Origin of the sequence: Myxococcus stipitatus DSM 14675 (assembly GCF_000331735.1) — a bacterium.
In the GTDB taxonomy this organism is placed as follows: domain Bacteria; phylum Myxococcota; class Myxococcia; order Myxococcales; family Myxococcaceae; genus Myxococcus; species Myxococcus stipitatus.
In genome coordinates this window covers 4,777,644-4,796,189 of sequence record NC_020126.1, presented here as the reverse complement: position 1 = coordinate 4,796,189, position 18,546 = coordinate 4,777,644, and the positions used below count along the sequence as shown (strand labels likewise).

Genomic DNA, 18,546 nt, shown 5'->3' with positions numbered 1-18,546 from the left:
GTTCGAGGAGCCCGCCACCGCGTGCCCCTGGGATAGAGTCCGCCCACCGTGGCTGAACGTCCCACCATCCTCGTCGTCGATGATGATCCCCACCTGCGGGACATCGTCCGCTTCGCGCTGGAGCAAGGGGGCTTCCGCGTGGAGGAGGCCCCGGATGGACAGGCCGCGGTGGACCACGTCCGACGCGCGCCCCCCGCGCTCATCGTCCTGGACATCATGATGCCGGAGATGGACGGGCTCGAGGTGTGCCGGGCGGTCCGCCGCTCCCACGAGTTGCCCATCGTCTTCCTCTCCTCGCGCGACGACGAGGTGGACCGCATCCTCGGCCTGGAGCTGGGCGGCGACGACTACCTCACCAAGCCCTTCAGCCCCCGCGAGCTGGTGGCGCGCGTGAAGGCCGTCCTGCGCCGCGCGCGTCCGACACCGAAGGCCCCCACGGACGCCCGGCCACCGCTCTCGCGCGGCCCGCTGAAGCTGGACGAAGAGCTCTTCCGGGCCTGGTGGTCGGAGAAGGAGGTCGTCCTCACGGTGACGGAGTTCCACCTGCTCGCCGCGCTGCTGCGCGTCCCGGGCAAGGTCTTCACCCGCGACGAGATGATGACGCGCGTCTACGACGACGGCGTGGTGAGTGAGCGCACCATCGACAGCCACGTGCGTCGGGTGCGCCAGAAGTTCGCCGCGGCGGGCGGCGAAGTCATCGAGACAGTGCATGGCCTCGGCTACCGGCTCGCCCTCCCGTAGGCCTCGGCCTCGGCTGTGGATGGTCTTCGCCACGGTGGGGCTCGCGGGCTTCGTGCTCACGTTGGGTGGGCTGGCCTTCGTGCGTGTCTATGACAACCAGCTCATCCGGCAGACGGAGATGGAGCTGCTCACGCAAGGCGCCGTCATCACCGAGGTCTACCGGGCCATGCTGGCCGAGCAGGTGGGCTCCCGGGACTACGGCAAGCCGCGCACCGCCAAGTGGCCCTTCCCCATCCCCGATGACCAGCGCTTGAGGCCCATCCTCCCGTCGCTGAGAGCCTCGGATGAGCCGCTGCCTTCCGATGACACCCCGCCTCGCTCGCTCGTGCCAGGCGAGCCCCTGGCGCTGGACGTGGGCCAACGGCTGCGCCCCGTGCTGGAGAACGTGCGAGCCGCCACGCTCGCGGGCATCCGGGTCGTCGACGCGGGCGGCGTGGTGGTGTCCGGCAGCGGCATGGACCTGATGGGCGCGTCGCTCGCCAACCGGCCCGAAGTGAAGCAGGCCCTCCACGGCCTGCCCACCAGTGTCCTGCGGCGCCGTCACTCCGAGCCGGAGGACACGCCCCTGGCCTCGCTGAGCCGGGACACGGGCATCCGCGTCTCGGTGGCGCTGCCCGTCATCCAGGGGGAGCGTGTCTGGGGCGCCGTGGTGCTGGCGCGCACGCCGATGACCTTCACCAAGGCGCTCTACTCGGACCGGTGGAACCTGACGGCCACGGGGCTCGTGCTGCTCAGTGCGCTGGCGTTGATGTCGCTCGCCGCCGCCACGTTGCTGGGCCGTCCCGTGCGCGCGCTCGTGCGGCAGACCCGCGCCATCGCCGCGAGCGCCCCCGAAGGCTTCGAGCCCATGGCCCGCCCCGTCGTCGCGGAGCTGGCTGAGCTGTCCGAATCCCTGGCGGGCATGGCCTCCGCGCTGAGAGACCGGAATCAATACATCCGCTCGTTCGCCGCCAATGTCTCGCATGAGTTCAAGACGCCGCTCGCCTCGATCCAGGGCGCGGTGGAGCTGCTGCGAGACAGCGCCGACGCGATGACACCCGAGCAGCGCTCGCGCTTCCTGTCCAACGTGGATGCCGACGCGAAGCGGCTCACGCGGCTGGTGCAGCGGCTGCTCGAGCTGGCTCGCGCCGACTCGATGACCGCCACCCCCGCGAGCGTGGAGCTGGGGCCGCTGCTGAAGGCGCTCGTCGCGCGGAGCGATGCGGCGGGGCTCGCGAAGGTCGACCTGGGCCCGGTGCCCGAGGGCCTCACCGTCGCCCTGCCCGCCGAGGTGATGGACGACGTCCTCTGGCAGCTCATCACCAACGCGGGTCAGCACGGCGGCGCGGACGTCCAGGTCTCGCTGTCCGTGGAGACCTCCAGCACCGGCGCCACACACGTCGTCGTGCGCGACACCGGCCCCGGAATCTCCGAGGCGAACCGGGCGCGCATCTTCGACGCCTTCTTCACCACGGCGCGCGCACGCGGCGGGACGGGACTGGGCCTCACCATCTCCCAGTCGATGCTGCGGGCCTTCGGCGCGAGCCTGGAGCTGCGCCCCGCCCAGCCGCCGAACCCGGGCGCCGCCTTCGCAGTGGCGGCGCCCCCTGCCTCGACTCAGCGGAAGTAGCTGCTGGAGATGTCCACGGAGTAGCCCAGCTCCAGCGTCGGCGCGGACGCCGCCACCAGGTACTGGCGGAAGTGCAGCACCTTGCCCGGCAGCGACGCATCCACGGCCAGCGCCGCGACATCCTCGCCCTCGAGCAACTCCAGGCTGCCACCCTCGCGGCGGTAGTTGAACACCGTGGGGAAGTGCGCGCGGGCCCGCAGCTCGGCCACCGGCCACGAGACGCGAGGCAGCGCCAGCTTCAGCTTCCCGGAGAGATGGAACACGCCCAGCTCCTGCGTCAGCACCACCTCCAGCGCGCCCTCCGTCTCGCCCAGGCGCGGCGGAGCCACCTTGAGCTTCAACACGCCCGCCTCCACGCTCTCCACGGACACGGGGATGGCATTGAGCGTGACCCGCTCCAACGTGAGCCCTTCCGGCACCGAGAGCTCCAGCGACTGCTCGCGGTCCAGGCTCAAGTCATAGCGGACGCGCAGCGTCGCACGCCCCTCCAGCGTGGACACCCAGGACGCGGTGGCCTCCGAGATGCGCGGCTCCAACGGTGGACGCACCTGGGGCTTCGCCTCGCGAGCCACCGGTGCCAGGGCTCGCCACCCCACACGCAGCGCCCCCTGCGCGGGATACACGGTGTAGCCGTCGCGAGACGTGGCCAAGGACTCCGTCAGCGTGAAGACAGACGTGTCGGCCTCCAGCGCGAGCGGCACGGGTGAAGCATGGGGACCGAAGCGAAGCTGCGCGCGCCGCTCCGGACCCGTGACTTGAGAGCGCACGGTGAGCCCCACATCGAAGACATGGCGCCCCGCCTTGCGCGTCAACAGACACAGATACCCATCCACCACGCCGACCATCGCGTCATCCAAGGTCGGCAGCGTCGTCGTGAAGGTGTCCGAGTCGAGCTGGAGCAACCGGACCTGTGTCCATCGCCCGTCGGCGAGCACCTCCACCTGGAAGCCCGCCTCGACCTGGAGGGCATCGGCGGACAGCCGCCCCTTCAGCGTGCTCGTCACCACCGCATCCGTGGGCGGCGCGGGAACAGGGGCCTCACGTCCCGCATAGAGGGGAATCAGCTCGTCCAGCGGCACGGTGGCTGTACCGGAGCGCACGGGCTTGGTCGTCGTCGCGTCTTCGGTCGCCAGCGCCTTCGGAGCCAGCAGCAGCAATCCAACAACAAGGGAAAAGGTCCGCATGGGGGATCAGCTCGCTTCCGGGGTGACAGGGTTGACGGTGGACACGGCGGGCGCGGTGGCCGCGCGCGGTGTCGCACTCGATTGAGACAGGTCCGAGAGGAAGGCCCGCACTCCGGCCCGCGTGGAGAGCACCATCAGCCCGAGCAGGCCCGCGAGAATCTCCAGCGTGTAGATGAGGCCCGTGTAGCCCTCCAGGATGACCGCGCCCGTGGGCACCAGCAGCGTGGCCACCCACAGGCCCGCCAGCACCGCGACACGCTCCTTGGGGAACAACCACCGCGCATACGCCACCACAGCCGCGCCCAACCCCAGCGCGCTGATGACATACGCCGCATAGAAATTCATGAACGCGGCCAGGTACGCCAGCAGCACGAAGAAGAAGCCATACACCGCCGCCAGCAGATAGGACTCATGCAGGGCGAGCCGCCGCTTGTGCCTCAACCCCAGCGCCGCCAGCAGCGCCACCAGCACCAGGAACGGCACCCACGCGCGCTTCGCCATGCGCGAGACCATCGAGTCGAATGTCTTCTCCGAGGGAAGGATGACGCCCAGGTTGACGCCCGACTCGAGCGACTGAAACGCCCAGTCCAGCGTGACGGCGTCGCTCCCCGCCTGCACGGACGACGCGGACAGCACCCCCGCCGGATAGTCGTAGTTGTCTCCTCCCTCCACGGCGAAATGCAGACGCACGTCACGCGCGGAGAGCGCCGGGTCCAACCGATACACGAAGGAGTCGAGGCCCCGCGCGCGATAGCGGATGACGAAGCGCGCCGTCGCCTCCTTCGCGATGCGGCCCGTCCACACCAGCCGGTTGCCGGACTCGCCCAGGTCCAGGCTGGCCTCCTGGCCATCCACCAGGAACTGGAGCTCCGACAGCAGCACCTGCGACTTGTTCATCTCCATGGGGAAGATGAACGCCACGTCGATGTCGCGGCCCTCGCGGTTGACCACCGCGTACTCGGCCCCGAGGTTGAAATCGAACCCCGAGAAGTAGCGCAGGCCACGCTTGCGGTAGTTCATCTTCGCCAGCACCTCGACGTGCTGACGGTCGAACGGCAGCGGCTTGAGCTCCGTGAAGAGGGTGCCGCTGTGCACGTAGCGCAGCGAGGGCGCGGGCTGCACGACGGGCGCACCCCACCGGTCCTCCACCCCCGCGGCCAGCTCCGAGTTCGCGAAGTCCGTCCGGTCCGCCACCTGACCGGCAATCACCGCCGTCGCGAAGACGACGATGAGCAGACCGCCAAAGACATGGTGAGCCACCAGCCAGCCGAAGACGCGGCGGAGGGGGTTCTCGGACGTCCGAGGTGCACGGGGCACGGAGACCTGAGTGTTCATGGCCTCAGACTGCGCCCGCGGTGTGCACCCCGAATGGCTCGCTCGTGCACCTCCCGAGGAATGTTTGTGCGGATTTGGTGCAGACACAGGTGGGGCTCCGCACACCCCATGTCTTCTCGAGGCGACAAAGTTGACCCAGGCAATGGCTGCCGTCCTGGCTGTGACTTTCCGCCCACGAGCCCCGCTGTTTCACTCCACTGATGCAAAGTTGTACGGCGGTCCAGAAACCGGCTCAAATCGAGCAAATGGAGAGAGTCGAGGAGATCTATCAAGGCTTCGTGGTGGAGCATCAGCTCGAGCGCGCGGGTCTCTTCCAGTTGCTCCGCGAGCGATTCATCTCGGTGAACACCGTGCTGTATCCGGGGTGCTTCGTGCACATCACCCCGTCGTTCTTCTTCCAGGACGTCGTCTACGTGGACCGCAATGACCTGGCGCGAGGCTTCTTCGCCAACCGCGACGGGGTGCTGCGCAAGATTGGCTCGCGGCAGAAGTACGAGCAGCGTCCGCAGGTGCGCTTCGTCTCGCAGGACTACACGCAGCCCATCCCCGTGCTCGACGAGAGCTTCGACCTGCTCCTCGCGCTGTACGCCGGCGGCATCTCCCGCACGTGCGGCAAGTACCTGAAGGTGGGCGGCCTCCTGGTCACGAACGACCACCACGGCGACGCCGCCGAGGCCGCGACCGAGGAGACCCTGGAGCTCATCGCCGTGGTGAACGAGGAGCAGGGCGCGTTCACCTTCAGCGACCAGTCGCTGGACGCCTACCTGGTCCCCGCGAAGGAGGAGCGGGCGCCCGCGACGGTGGAGCTGCCCAAGCGCACCGAGTGGACGCGCTCCGCCGACTACTACGTCTTCCGGAAGATGTTCGCGGACCCGTCGCTCCAGGAGCCCAGCCGCTTCTCCCATCCGCACTGACGGGACACGGCTGGGTCGCCCTTTCCGTCGCGGCTCAGCGAGCGAAGCGGCCCGTGGGCAGCGGCTTCACCTGGAGCTGCTTCGCGGCGAGGAAGTCCGCGTTGAACACCTTGGAGGCGTAGCGGCTTCCGTGGTCGCAGAGGAAGGTGACGATGCGCAGGCCCCGGCCCACGTTCTGTCGGGCCAGCTCATAGGCCGCGCGAGCGTTGAGCGCCGCGGAGGTGCCCACCACCAGCGCGTCCTCGCGCGCCAGGTGATAGAGCATGTCCAGCATCTCTCCGTCGCCCAGGCGCATGGCCTCATCCACCCGGGCCGCCTTGAAGTTGGCCGTGAGGCGCATGATGCCGATGCCCTCGGTGATGGAGGAGCCCGTCGACTCCAGCTTGCCCTCCCGCACGAAGCTGTAGAGGCCCGAGCCCGGCGGGTCCACCAGCACGACGCGCAGCGAGGGGTTCTTCTCCTTGAGGAAGCGGCTGACGCCCGACATCGTCCCGCCACTGCCGACGGAGGCGACGAGCACGTCCACCTTCCCCTCGCACTGCTCCCAGATTTCGGGCCCCGTCGTCTCGTAGTGGAAGTCGCCGTTGGCCGTGTTCTCGAACTGGTTCGCCCAGAACCACCCGTGCTGCTCGGACAGCACGCGCGCCTGGTGGAAGAAGTGGGCGGGGTTGGAGAACGGCACGGGCGGCACCTTGCGGACCTCCACGCCCATGGCCTCCAGGTACTCGTACTTCTCGCGCGCCTGGTTGTCCGGCATCGTCACCACGACGCGGTAGCCCCGCTCACGGCCCAGCAGGCCCAGGCCGATGCCCGTGTTGCCCGCGGTGCCCTCGACGATGGTGCCGCCCGGCTTGAGCAGCCCCTCCGCCTCCGCGCGTTGAATCATCCCCTTGGCGGCGCGGTCCTTGATGCTCCCGCCAGGGTTCATGAACTCCGCCTTGCCCAGGATCTCGCAGCCGGTGAGCCGGCTGAGTGAGCTGATGCGAAGCAACGGCGTGTTGCCCACCGAGTCCCAGAGCGAGCCAATGCGTGGCGCCATGTGTTTCCGTCCCTCGTCGCGTGCGCCCCCTCCCCTAATGGAGTCCGGGGAGGGAGGCAACCTGGGTCCGGATGGAACTACTCGTTGCGCATCGCCTCGACGGGGTCGAGCTTCGACGCACGAGCGGCTGGATAGATGCCGAACAGCAGCCCCACCCCGCAGCTCATCGACAGCGCCAGCGCCACCGCCCAGGGCGGCACGGACATGGGGAACCCCACCATCCAGTCCCCCAGGAACACCAGGCCGAAGCCCAGGCCCACGCCCAGCGCGCCGCCCAGGAGCGCCAGCAGCACGGCCTCCGTGGCGAACTGCCCCAGGATGCGCCGCCGCTTGGCCCCCAGCGCCTTGCGCACGCCAATCTCGCGCGTGCGCTCCATCACCGACACCAACATGATGTTGAGGATGCCGATGCCGCCCACCACCAGCGACAGGAGGCACACACCGATGCCGGCGATGGTGATGACCTGTGAGAGCTGGTTGAAGGACGCCGTCACCGACTCGTTGGTGTGGATCTCGAAGTCGTTGGGCGCGTCGCCCTCGACGCCGCGGTGCCGGCGCATCAGCGTGGTCACCTCGTCCTGCGCCTTGCGGAACAGGGACGGGTCCTTCGCCTGGATGTCGATATCCAGCGAGCGCTGCTTGCCGTAGAGCTGCTGGAACACGCGCAGCGGGATGATGGCCTGGTTGTCCATGCTCACCATGCCCAGGAAGCTGCCGCGTCGCTGGAGCACGCCAATCACCCGGAACGGCCGGCCCTTCAGCCGCACCTCGAAGCCCACCGGGTCCATGCCGGGGAACAGCGCGTCCGCGACATCCACGCCCAGGAGCACGACGTGGCGGCCATCCAGCCCCTCCACCTCGTTGAAGAAGCGGCCGGACTGCACCGACACGCCGCTGGTGATGGGGTACTTCGTGGACGCGCCGATGATGCGCACCGACGGACGCGTCTCCGCGCTCGCCGAGCCCACCTTCTGCCCGCCCTGGTCATCCATCGGCGACACCACGCCCACCGAGGGACACAGCTCCTCGATGGCGCGCACGTCCTCCATGCCGAAGTCCTGGCGCTTGGCGAACTTCGCCCAGTTGAAGCGCCCGAACCCACCCGAGGGCCACTTGGTCAGCTGGAAGGTGTGCGCCCCCAGCTGCCCCAGGTCCCGGTTGACCTTCGTACGCAGGCCCTCGATGAGCCCCATCATCGTGATGACGGTGGCCACGCCGATCACGATGCCCAACAGCGTCAGGAGGGAGCGCAGCGGGTTGCCCAGGAACGTGCCGAGCGCCAGCCGCAGATTGTCCAGGAAGGCTCGCATCGGCTCACTCGTACCGGAGTGCTTCGACCGGGTCCAGGTTCGCCGCGCGCGCCGCCGGCCAGATGCCGAACAGCAGCCCCACCATGGCCGCGAAGAACACGCCGCCGAAGATGGTGGACGCCTGCACGTCCGCCGCCAGCGGGGTGATGAGTGACACGACCTTGGCCGTGCCCAAGCCCACCGTCGTTCCCAGCAGGCCTCCCACCGCGGACACGCTGGCCGCCTCCATCAGGAACTGGATGACGATGGTGCGCTTGCGCGCGCCCAGCGCACGCCGGACGCCTATCTCCCGCGTCCGCTCGCGCACCGACACCAGCATGATGTTCATGATGCCGATGCCGCCCACCAGCAACGTGATGAGGCCCACGCCCACCGCCACGCCATACAGCGCGCCGGTGAGCTGGGCGTAGGTCTGTGCCATCATCGACGGCTTGTTGATGTTGAAGTCGTCGGGCTCGCCCGGCTCCGTCCCGCGCAGGCGCCGCAGGATGCCGATGAGCTGGTCCTCCGCCGCCCCGACCTGGGACGCGTCTCCCACCGCCATCGCTATCTCGAACGGACGGCCCTTGCCGAAGTTGGCGTAGAACGTCTTGAAGGGGATGAGCACGAGCAGGTCCATGCTCTCGTTGACCATCTTCCCCTTCCTGCTCAGCGTGCCCACCACCTGGAAGGAGCGGTTGTCCACGCGGATGCTCCGACCCAGCGGGCTGATGCCGGGAAAGAGCCGGTCCGCGACGTCCGCGCCGATGACCGCCACCGGCCGCGTCACCTCCTCGTCCGCCTCCGTGATGTAGCGGCCCGAGGTGATGTCGTAGCCCGCGATGGTCAGGTACTCGTGGTTGACGCCCTGGATGCGCACCGTCGAGACCTGCTCGCCGCCATAGGACACGTCCGACATGCGCGACACCGAAGGCGACATCGCGGTGATGAAGGGCGCCATGGCGCGCAGGCGCGGCAGCTGCTCCAGGGTGAAGTTCTTCCGGTTGCGGTACTTCCACCAGTCGCCCTTGATGATCCACGGGAACTTGGACACGTAGAGCGTGTTCGCGCCGAACGTGGCCAGCTGCCGGTGGAAGGACGTGTTGAGTCCCTGGATGATGCCGATGATGGCCAGCAGCGTGGCCACCCCGATGCCAATGCCCATCGTGGTCAGCACCGTGCGCAGACGGTTGGCGCGCAGCGAGAACACCGCGATGCGCGCCCCCTCCAGGACATCCACCCGAAGGCCTGTCCGTGACTTCATGCGCCCCCCGCCGCCATCGCGGCGATGTTGCCGAGCGCCACCTCACGCCCCGGACCGTCGGCGACAATCTCACCGTCGCTCAACCGGATGGCCCGCGGGCAGCGCGCCGCCAGCTTGGGCTCGTGCGTGACGAGCACCAGCGTGTGGCCCGCCTGGTGGAGCTGCTCGAAGAGCCGGACGATCTCCTCGCCCGTGGCCGAGTCCAGGTTGCCCGTGGGCTCGTCCGCCAGGAGCATGGACGGCTCCGACACCAGCGCGCGGGCAATGGCCACGCGCTGACGCTGACCACCGGACAGCTCGTTGGGCCTGTGGTGCATGCGGTGCGTGAGCTGGACCTTGTCCAGGGCCGCCTTCGCCTTCTCCCGCCGCTCCTTCGCGGGCATGCCCCGGTACACCAGGGGCAGCTCCACGTTGGCCAGCGCCGTCTCCTTGGGCAGCAGCTGGAACGTCTGGAAGATGAAGCCGATCTCCACGTTGCGGATGACGGCCAGCTCGTCGTCGCTCATGCGCGACACGTCCTTGCCGTTGAGCATGTAGCGGCCGCTGGTGGGCGTATCCAGGCAGCCCAGCACGTTCATCATCGTGCTCTTGCCAGAGCCGGACTGGCCGATGATGGCCACCCACTCTCCCCGGCTGATGCCGAAGCTGACACCGCGCAGCGCTCGCACTTCCTCGCCACCGACATGGAACACGCGGGTGATGTCGTCCACCTGGATGAGCCGGCCTGTGCCGGCGCCGCTGCCGTCACTCACGACTTCCGCCCGCCCTTCGACGCGCCCGGACCCTCACCCTGCTGGGGCTCCTGCACGTTGTCACCGTGGTTGAGTTCCTTCGACAGCGTGCGGTACGGCCCTTCCACCACGCGGTCCCCGTCGGCCAGGCCGGAGAGGATCTCCAGCTCCGTGTCGGAGGCGATGCCCGTCTGGACCCGCCGCACCTGCGCCTTGTTCTCGGCGTCCACCACGAAGACCACCTTGGCGAGCGTCTCCGTGCGCTTGGCCTTGAGCGTCGCGCCCTCCACCGGCTCCTTGTAGTCCGGCAGCGTGCGCTCCGCCCGGACCGTCACCGCCTGGATGGGCACCAGGACCACGTCGCCCCGCGTCTCCGCGGAGATGCGCGCCTCCGCGCTCATGCCCGGCAGCACGCCCGGCGGACGCATGTCCAGCGCCACCGTGACGGGGAAGCTGGTCACCTCGGCTTCCGTCCCCGCGTTCTTGATGAGCGCCTTCTGGGCGATCTCCACCACGGAGCCCTGGAACGTCTGGCCCTCGAGCGCGTCCAGCGTCACGTCCGCGGGCTGGCCCGGCTTGAGGTGGACGACCTCGTGCTCACCCACCTCGAACTTCACCTCCATCGCGGAGAGCGCGGCGATGGTCATCACCACGTCCTCGGCGAGCTCCGAGCCACGCACGCGCTCACCGACCTCGCGCGACAGCTCGATGACGTTGCCGTCGATGGGCGACAAGAGCGTCGTCTTGGACAGGTCCGTCTGCTGCTGCTCCACGACGGCCACGGTGCGCGCCAGCAACTGACGCGAGGAGGCCAGCCGCGCCTCCGCCGAGTTCTTGGAGGCCTTCGCGAGGTCCACCTCGGACGCGGACGCGAGCCCCTTGGCCGACAGGCCCTCCACCCGCGCCAGCTCCTGCGTGGTGCGGTTGACCTCCACCTCCGCCACCTGGGAGTCGGCGCGCGCCGCGTTCTGCGACGCCACCGCCTGCTTCAGCGAGGCCTCGTAGATGCGCTTGTCGATGCGGCCCAGCACCTGCCCCTTCTTCACCGGGTCGCCGTCCTTGACGAGCAGCTCCACCAGGTCTCCGGAGAGGCTGGAGGAGATCTTCACCGTCGTCGCCGCCTGCACCTTGCCCGCACCGGTGATGGTGCGGGTGATGGAGCCCTTGCGTGCCTTGGAGATCTGCACCTCCTGCGACGGAGGAGGACGCTCCTTCAGCCCCCCGACCGTGATGGCCGCAGCACCGAGGAACAACGCACCCGCGATCGCACCCTTCCACCACTTCATTTCGTCTCTCCCGGGCTCAGGGCGCCCATGGCTCGCATCAAGCTGAAGCGAGCGATTTCGACATCGATTCTGTTCTGCAACAAGCTGAGCTCCGCCTGCGTCAACTTGAGCTGCGCGTCGCGGACTTCCAGCGTGGAGCCCGCACCCGCGCGGAAGCGCTCCTCCGCCAGGTGGAGTCCCTGCGTGGCGGCTTCCTTGTTCTCGGCCGCCTGCTGCGCGGCGACAATCTGCGCCTCCAGGGACTGATGGGAGGTGCGGACCTCGGCCTCAATCTCCCGGGCCGACTGCTCCAGCGCGAGCTGCGCCTTGCGGATGCTCGCCTCGGCGCGCCGCGTCTGCGCCGGCGTCCGGAACCCGTTGAAGACGTTCCACTCCAGGTTGAGCCGGCCGATGAAGTTGTTCTGCATGCGGGGCTCGGTGAAGACGCCCTCCGCGTCCGGGCCCTGGCGGGAGTAGATGCCCACCAGCGACAGCGTGGGGATGTAGTCCGCGCGGGCAATGGCGCGAGCAATCTCCGCCGAGCGGACCTGGAGCTCGCGGGCCTTGAGCAGCGGGCGCTGCTCGCGGGCGACCTTCACCGCCTCTTCGATGCTGGGCGCGGGCGCGGGCTCCTGCTGGAGCACGCCGGGGTCCACCGCCTCCAGCACCTCGGTGCCGGGGCGCGTCAGCCACACCGCCAGCTGCGCCTGGTCCGTCGCCAGCTGCTTCAGGGACTGGGTCAGGGTGATGCGGTCATTGCCCAGGTTCACCTTCGCGGTGATCTCCTCGACCTTGCCCACGCGGCCCGCCTCGAACATGGAGCGGGCGCGATCCACCTGCTCCTCGCTGCGCTGCACGTTGGCCGCGAGCACCTGGCGACTGGCCTGGGTGCGGAAGAGCGTGAAGAAGCGACGGACGGCCTCCAGCTCCGCCGTGTCCGCCTCCTCCTTCGTCTGGCTCTTCTGCGCATCCCTCAGGATGCCGTTCTGCTCGAGCTGCTTCCAGAGCTTCCGGTCGTAGACGCTCTGGCTCAGCGTGGCGCCCAGGTCGTAGTCCTCGGTGGACGTCGGCTCCGTCTCCACGGGGATCTGCACGGGCTGCCCCGTGACGGGGTCCGTCACCAGGCTGAAGGAGTTGCGGCGGCCAATCCAGCGCTTGCCCGCGTAGGCGTTGATGGCGACCTGCGGCAGCAGCGAGGAGCGCGCGATGCGGACGTCCTCCTCGGCGACCTCCAGGTCGAGGATGGACTGGAGCGCGGTGGTGCTCTGACGCCCCTGCTTCCGGGCATCCTCCAGCGTGACGGGGGACGAAGGCGCGGCGGCGAGCAGCGCGACGACGACGAGGGCGTTCATCGGCCACCTCCCGCCATCTGCACGCCGGGAAGACCGACCATCATCACTCCCGCGAACATCGCGTAGAGCACCACCGCCAGCAGCAACGCACGCCCTCGGCTCATGCCGGTGGCGGCGGAGAAGCCCAATCCCAGAATCACAGTGCTCCAGAGGTTGAAGAAGTCCACGGTGGACGCGACCCGCGCCATCTTCGGGCTCAGGTCCGTCATGAGCACGCCCAGGTTCGACGGCACCAACTGCGCCAGGCGCGCCGCCGACAGCGTGTGTTGCGCGGAGATACAGAGAGCCAGGACGCCGTGGTACAGCGCGATGGGCAACAGGCTCAGCGCGGCCACGGACATCAGCTTCTCGAAGTTCGTGGAGCGATCAAACAGCCACGACACGACCCAGAGGAGGGCGGCCAGGAGCAGCGCCGTCATGGGCATCACGAAGACGCCCTTGGCGATGCCGCCCACCAGCGCCTTGCGCGTGGTGGTCTGGATCTTGTCGGTGAGGTCGGCCTCGGAGATGGTCGCCATCTCCCCGGACGACTGGAGCTCACGGATGACATCCGGGGCCGCGTCCCAACGAAGGGAAAACAGCGTCCCAGAGGCGGACACGCAGAGGGCGAGAATCAGAAGCGGCCAGACCCAACGGCGGGCTTCGACTGCTGCGGGCGTCCCCTCGACAGGGTCGATGAAGACGCGCACGGGTTGGACGAGAGAGGTCATAGGGTGATTGGTCTCGGAGGGAAGTACGGCACAGCCCCTCAGGCAATTGCTCGGCCAGTCGAAATTGACGCGGTGAACGGGCAGCCGGCCAACCGAATTCCAATCCTCGTGGAAGGCCCGGCCCCCTTCTACTCCAAGGATTCCGCAGACCTGTAGCAGCCTGTTGCGGAAATTTTGCTGTCGGGATCGAGAGGGTGTATTCCGCTCGGCTGCACGCCTGCCGGAGCTCGAATGGTCGAAAGCACGGATCTCGCCCAGGTCCTCCAAGAAGCCAACGACATTGCCCGGAGCGTGGCCCAGCGGCTCACCTCGGCGCATGTGCTGCTGGCGCTCTTCACGGTGGAGAACCGCGCGCAGTTGCTGCTCAAGGATCGGGGCGTGGACGAGGATGCCCTCCTCCAGCTGCTCACCGCGGCGCCCGCCGAGCAGGACGGCCCGGTCCGCGAGCTGCGGGAGAAGGCGCGCGAAATCGCCACGAGCTGCGGCTCCCAGGAGGCCGACTGCCTGCACCTGCTCATCGCGGTGACGCGGGTGCGGTGCGTCGCCCAGGAGCTGCTGGTGCACGCGGGGCTGGACCTCGCGACGCTGCGCACCACGGCGGTGTCCTACTTCGTGAGCGGGCGGATGCCCCGCAAGCTCCAGCCCAGCCGGTCGCACGCCCTGGGCTCGCGTCCTTCCGCCCCCAGCCGGCCGCTGGGCGCTCCTCCGTCCCCTCTCCCCTTCTCCGCCGTGGCCGTGAGCCTGCCGCGCTCGGTGCCGGGCGCGCCGCCCACGCCGCCGCCGCTCCCCTCGCCGCCGCCTCGCGCCACGACGCCCGCCCTGTCGCCGCGGGACCTCATCGACGTGGACGAGCCGGACCACGCCACGCCCCCGCCGGCCCCCGCGCCGCGAGCAGCTCCGCCCCCCGTGGCCCAGGCCGCGCCGCCGCCCGCTCCCCAGGCCGCCCCGCCGCCCGTGGCTCGCGCGGCACCGGCTCCGGCGCCTGTCTCGCGCCCGGCCCCCGCGCCCTCCAGCACCGTGGCGCGCGGCGCCTCCTCGCTGGCGCTGGACCCCAAGGTGTTCCCGCTGCTGACGTCCCTGGGACGCAACCTGAGCCAGGCGGCGCGTGAAGGCCGGCTCGACCCGGTGGTGGGGCGCTCGCGCGAAATCGAGGAGGTCATCGACGTCCTCGGCAAGCGCCGCACCAACAACCCCTGCCTGTTGGGTGAGGCGGGCGTGGGGAAGACGGCCGTGGTGGAGGGCGTGGCCCAGCGGCTCCTCGGACTCCGCGGAGGTCTGTCGGAGAAGGTGCTGGTGGAGCTGGACATGGCCTCGCTGGTCGCGGGCACGCAGCTGCGCGGCTCGTTCTCCGAGAAGCTCAACGCGCTCAAGGAAGAAGTCCGCCGCGCCGACGGGCGCGTCATGGTCTTCATCGACGAGATCCACACCCTGGTGGGCGCGGGCTCCACGGGTGACGGCCCGCAGGACGCGGCCAACGAGCTGAAGACGGCGATGGCGCGGGGCGAGTTCCCCTGCATCGGCGCGACGACGCATGACGAGTACCGCAAGTTCATCAGCGCCGACCCCGCGCTGGAGCGGCGCTTCACGGCGGTGGTGGTGCACGAGCCGTCGGTGGCGGAGACGGTGGAGATCCTCCGCGGCATCATCGGCCGGTACGAGGAGCACCATGGCCTGCGCTACCGCCCGGAGGCGCTTGAGGCCGCGGCCTCGCTGGCCAGCCGCTACGTGACGGACCGGTTCATGCCGGACAAGGCCATCTCCGTGGTGGACCTGGCGGGCAGCCGCTGCCATCGCGAGGGCCGCGACGTGGTGGAGCCCTCGGACGTGGCGCGCGTGGTGGCGAAGCTCGCGGGGGTTCCCGAGGAGCGGCTGCTGATGAACGACTCGGCGCGCCTCTTGCGGCTGGAGCAGGACCTGGGCGAGCGGGTCATCGGACACGAAGAGGCGATTGCCCGCATCGCCCGGGTCATCCGCCGCAACTACGCGGGCTTCGCGTCGCGGCGCCCCATGGGCAGCTTCCTCTTCCTGGGCCCCACGGGCGTGGGCAAGACGGAGATGGCACGCGGACTCGCGGAGGTGCTGTTCGGCAACCGCGACGCGCTGGTGCGGCTGGACATGAGCGAGCTGTCGGAGGCGCATGGCGTCTCCCGGCTCATCGGCTCTCCCGCCGGCTATGTGGGCTTCGGCGAGGGAGGCCAGCTCACCGAGCCCGTCCGCCGCCGCCCGTCGTCAGTGGTGGTGCTGGATGAAATCGAGAAGGCGCACCGCGAGGTGCAGATGCTGCTGCTCCAGGTGCTCGAAGAGGGGCGGCTGACGGACGGCAAGGGTCGGCACATCGACTTCTCCAACACCGTCATCGTGATGACGACCAACCTGGGCGCGGAGGCGTTCTCTCGCACCGGTCGGCCCATGGGCTTCGGCTCGGAGGGCTCCGCCACCATCAACGCGCTGGAGCTGGCCGCGTCCGCCGCGCGCAAGGCCCTGCCGCCGGAGCTGTGGAATCGCATCGACGAGCGGCTCCCCTTCCGTCCCCTGGAGGAGGAGGAGGTCGCGCGCATCGCGACGCTGCTGCTGGAGGAAAGCAGCAAGCGGCTCTCCACGGAGCGCGGCATCGAATACATCGCGGGCGAGGACGTGGTGGGCCACCTGCTGAAGTCGGGCGGCTTCGACCCGCAGCTCGGCGCGCGCCCCATGCGCCAGATGGTGCAGCGATTGGTGGAAGGACCGCTCGCGGAGCGAATCCTCTCGGGTGAGTTTGGCGCGGGCGACCGGGTTCGGGTCGCGCTCAAGGCCGGTCAGCTCGCGTTCCAACGAGAGCGATGAGCACCCGGGCCCCACGCAAGCAAGAGGCGGAGGGCGCGGGCACGCCCCCTCCCGCGCGCGAGAGCAAGGCGCGCCACAAGCCGCTGCTCCGTCCCCGCACGCCCGTCACGGGACTGCCCTCGGTGGTCATCATCGGCGCGGGCCGGCTCGGCGGCGCGCTGGGCCTGGCCCTGAAGATGAAGGGCTGGCCGGTGAAGCTCGTCTCGCGCGGCGAAGAAGGACGGCGGCGCGCCAAGGACCTGGGCCTCAAGGCCCTCACGGCGGACGAGCCGTGGAAGGCGGACGTCGTCCTGCTGTGTGTCCCGGACGCGGAGGTGCCCCGCATCGCCGAGGAGCTCGCGGCCACCCTGCCCCGCTCCACCGCGCTCGTGCACACCGCCGGAGCCCTGCCGCTCTCCGCGCTGGGGCCACCGCGAGGTCGCGCGCTGGGCTCATTCCATCCGCTCTGCGCGGTGTCCTCGCCTCGGGACTCGCTCGCGGGCCACACGGTGTCCATCAGCACGCGCTCGCGCCCGCTGCGGGACGTGCTGCGTCACATGGCGGCCGACGTGAGGCTCGACGTGCTGGAGGTCCCCGAGGGTCGCCGCGCTGCCTACCACGCGGGTGCGGTGATGAGCGCGGGACTCATGGTGGCGCTGGCGGATGCGGCCGTGGCCGCGCTGGAGGCCGCGGGAGTCGTGCGAGAGGAGGCGCTCCCCGCGCTGCTGCCGTTGATGCGCTCGGCGTTGCGAGGCGTGGAGGCCCGGGGTCTCTCGGGAGGACTCACGGGGCCCATCGTCCGAGGAGACGGGGACGTCGTGGGAGCCCACCTGGATGCGCTCCCCGACGACGTCGCCCCGCTCTACCGCTTGTTGTCCCAGCGTGCGCTGAAGCTGGCCTCGGAGCGGTTGAGCCCCGAGGCGCGCGCCGCGCTGGAAGCCCGACTCAGGTGATGATGAGCGAGCCCTGGAGGCCCTTGCGCACGGCGCCGAGGGCCCGCTCGGAAGCGGCCTCCGCCTCCGTGAGCCGGCGCAGGCACAGCTCGCCCTGACCGGTCGCCACGCCCCGCTGGAGGTCCGACAGCAGCGTGAGCGAGGCGTGCAGCATCTCCTTGCCCTGCGCCGTGTCGTTGGCCGGCTTGCCCGCCGCCTTCGCGACGGCGTCGCCGAAGCCCTTGATGGTCGCGCCGAGCTTGTTCGCGTCGAAGCCCGCGAGGATGGGCTTGATGCGCGTGGCGTCGATGCGGATGAGCCGCAGCGCGCCGACCCGAGCGAAGCCCGGGTGCAGCAGGCCAATCTCGCCCATCTCGAACGCCCCCAGCAGGCCCTCGTCCGGAGCCGGGTGCGCGTGCGGCACCACGTCCACGAACAGGGGCAGCGGATCCGCGCCCTGGCGGTACAGCTCCAGCTCTTCCTCATCCAGCGGCGGGAAGGACGTCGGCGTGCCGATGAAGAGCAGCGGCAGCACGATGTCGTGCCAGAAGTCCTCGGGCGCTGAGCCCGTGCCGTTCACCGTGGCGAACAGGTGCACCATCAGCTCCGCCAGGCGCGGGGCGCGCTCGGCCTGCTCGATGAGCGACTTGCTCGGGTCCAGGCGCTGGAGGGACTGCACAATCTGCCCCTCGAACTGCTGACGGGCCTCCGCCGGGAGGTCCTGCGCGCGGTTCAGGGCGTTGCGCACGTCGCGCGCCAGCACGTCCGGCTTGGTCTCCAGCGTGGTGGTCGCCTTCTTCGCGTCCACGACGACGAACTGGAGGAAGCCCGGATCAAACAGCCGCTGGTAGTCCACCGGCGTCAGCTTCTGCGCCTGCCCACCCAGGGCCTGGGCCGGGTTCGTCCCGAAGCGCGCCTGCCCCAGCGAGCGGCGGATGTCGGCCGCCAGGTCCTCCAGGCGGCCCAGCTTGGCTTGACTCAGTGCATCCATGGCCGCGCCAAAGGGCGACAGCATGATGATGGCCTCGGGGAAGCCCAGCGTCGCGCCCTCGGGGGAGTCCCGGTTGGGGAACCAGAAGGCCTGGTGCTCCATGATGAGGCGCATGGCGAACGCGCCCGCAACCCCCAGGGCCACCGTCTGGTGCTCGGGGTTGTTCACCTGGAAGGGGCCCCCCAGCACCTTGACCACGGACTTCTCCACGTCCGCCCACGGAGCCTTGAGCAGGTCGACGGGCTTGCCTTCGGCCTTCTCGATGGCCGCGGCGACCTGGAGCTGCGCCTGGTGGACATGCTGGGGAACAGGATGTGCCTGGGGATCCGGTTGGGACATGAAGGAATCCAAAATCAAGGGGGAAGCGGTGGCCCTCCCCTTACCGTGA

General features: G+C 69.6%; 15 protein-coding genes. 5 read left to right on the top strand and 10 right to left on the bottom strand.

Annotation, left to right across the window (positions count from 1 at the left end; all coding sequences use genetic code 11):
• Positions 1-48: 48 nt before the first annotated feature.
• On the top strand, positions 49-741 hold the full coding sequence (locus tag MYSTI_RS18730) for a response regulator transcription factor (protein ID WP_015349349.1): 693 nt from the start codon (positions 49-51) through the stop codon (positions 739-741).
• The gene (locus MYSTI_RS18725; RefSeq protein ID WP_044280888.1) at positions 710-2,350 is read left to right on the top strand and encodes a sensor histidine kinase; all 1,641 of its coding nucleotides are present in this window, start codon (positions 710-712) and stop codon (positions 2,348-2,350) included. The genes MYSTI_RS18730 and MYSTI_RS18725 overlap by 32 nt, the downstream gene beginning before the upstream one ends.
• On the opposite strand, the gene MYSTI_RS18720 is transcribed toward MYSTI_RS18725, so the two are convergent.
• Complete coding sequence (locus tag MYSTI_RS18720; protein WP_015349347.1) at positions 2,338-3,534, bottom strand: hypothetical protein; 1,197 nt, start codon at positions 3,532-3,534, stop codon at positions 2,338-2,340. The genes MYSTI_RS18725 and MYSTI_RS18720 overlap by 13 nt on opposite strands.
• 6 nt (positions 3,535-3,540) lie before the next feature.
• Positions 3,541-4,869 carry a hypothetical protein gene (locus MYSTI_RS18715; protein ID WP_015349346.1) on the bottom strand — a complete coding sequence of 443 codons (1,329 nt, stop codon included), beginning with the start codon at positions 4,867-4,869 and terminating at the stop codon, positions 3,541-3,543.
• A gap of 245 nt (positions 4,870-5,114) precedes the next feature.
• Here MYSTI_RS18715 and MYSTI_RS18710 point away from each other — a divergent pair, with 245 nt between their 5' ends.
• Positions 5,115-5,783: a hypothetical protein gene (locus tag MYSTI_RS18710; protein ID WP_015349345.1), complete on the top strand. Its 669-nt coding sequence runs from the start codon at positions 5,115-5,117 to the stop codon at positions 5,781-5,783.
• Positions 5,784-5,817: 34 nt separating this feature from the next.
• On the opposite strand, the gene MYSTI_RS18705 is transcribed toward MYSTI_RS18710, so the two are convergent.
• The 7 genes from MYSTI_RS18705 to MYSTI_RS18675 all read right to left on the bottom strand — a co-directional run bounded on the left by MYSTI_RS18705 (position 5,818) and on the right by MYSTI_RS18675 (position 13,433).
• The gene (locus MYSTI_RS18705; protein WP_015349344.1) at positions 5,818-6,822 is read right to left on the bottom strand and encodes a cysteine synthase A; all 1,005 of its coding nucleotides are present in this window, start codon (positions 6,820-6,822) and stop codon (positions 5,818-5,820) included.
• A 77-nt stretch (positions 6,823-6,899) separates the two neighbouring features.
• Complete coding sequence (locus tag MYSTI_RS18700; RefSeq protein ID WP_015349343.1) at positions 6,900-8,132, bottom strand: ABC transporter permease; 1,233 nt, start codon at positions 8,130-8,132, stop codon at positions 6,900-6,902.
• 4 nt (positions 8,133-8,136) lie between these two features.
• Positions 8,137-9,375 carry an ABC transporter permease gene (locus MYSTI_RS18695; RefSeq protein WP_015349342.1) on the bottom strand — a complete coding sequence of 413 codons (1,239 nt, stop codon included), beginning with the start codon at positions 9,373-9,375 and terminating at the stop codon, positions 8,137-8,139.
• Complete coding sequence (locus MYSTI_RS18690) at positions 9,372-10,127, bottom strand: ABC transporter ATP-binding protein (RefSeq protein ID WP_015349341.1); 756 nt, start codon at positions 10,125-10,127, stop codon at positions 9,372-9,374. Before MYSTI_RS18690 ends, MYSTI_RS18695 begins: the two co-directional genes overlap by 4 nt.
• Complete coding sequence (locus MYSTI_RS18685) at positions 10,124-11,392, bottom strand: efflux RND transporter periplasmic adaptor subunit (RefSeq protein WP_015349340.1); 1,269 nt, start codon at positions 11,390-11,392, stop codon at positions 10,124-10,126. The genes MYSTI_RS18690 and MYSTI_RS18685 overlap by 4 nt, the downstream gene beginning before the upstream one ends.
• Positions 11,389-12,723, bottom strand: a complete 1,335-nt coding sequence (locus MYSTI_RS18680; protein ID WP_015349339.1) for a TolC family protein — start codon at positions 12,721-12,723, stop codon at positions 11,389-11,391. Before MYSTI_RS18680 ends, MYSTI_RS18685 begins: the two co-directional genes overlap by 4 nt.
• Complete coding sequence (locus MYSTI_RS18675; protein ID WP_015349338.1) at positions 12,720-13,433, bottom strand: YIP1 family protein; 714 nt, start codon at positions 13,431-13,433, stop codon at positions 12,720-12,722. The genes MYSTI_RS18680 and MYSTI_RS18675 overlap by 4 nt, the downstream gene beginning before the upstream one ends.
• A 231-nt stretch (positions 13,434-13,664) precedes the next feature.
• Between MYSTI_RS18675 and MYSTI_RS18670 the strand changes: the two genes are divergently transcribed.
• Together MYSTI_RS18670 and MYSTI_RS18665 are read left to right on the top strand one after the other, a co-directional pair.
• Entirely contained in the window at positions 13,665-16,256 is a 2,592-nt protein-coding gene (locus tag MYSTI_RS18670; protein WP_015349337.1) for an AAA family ATPase, read from the top strand.
• Positions 16,253-17,188, top strand: coding sequence for a DUF2520 domain-containing protein (locus MYSTI_RS18665; RefSeq protein ID WP_015349336.1), 936 nt, complete (start codon positions 16,253-16,255; stop codon positions 17,186-17,188). Before MYSTI_RS18670 ends, MYSTI_RS18665 begins: the two co-directional genes overlap by 4 nt.
• Here MYSTI_RS18665 and MYSTI_RS18660 read toward each other — a convergent pair.
• Positions 17,181-18,497 (bottom strand): hypothetical protein, encoded by a 1,317-nt coding sequence (locus MYSTI_RS18660; RefSeq protein ID WP_015349335.1) that lies wholly within the window; start codon positions 18,495-18,497, stop codon positions 17,181-17,183. The genes MYSTI_RS18665 and MYSTI_RS18660 overlap by 8 nt on opposite strands.
• Between the last annotated feature and the right edge of the window lie 49 nt (positions 18,498-18,546).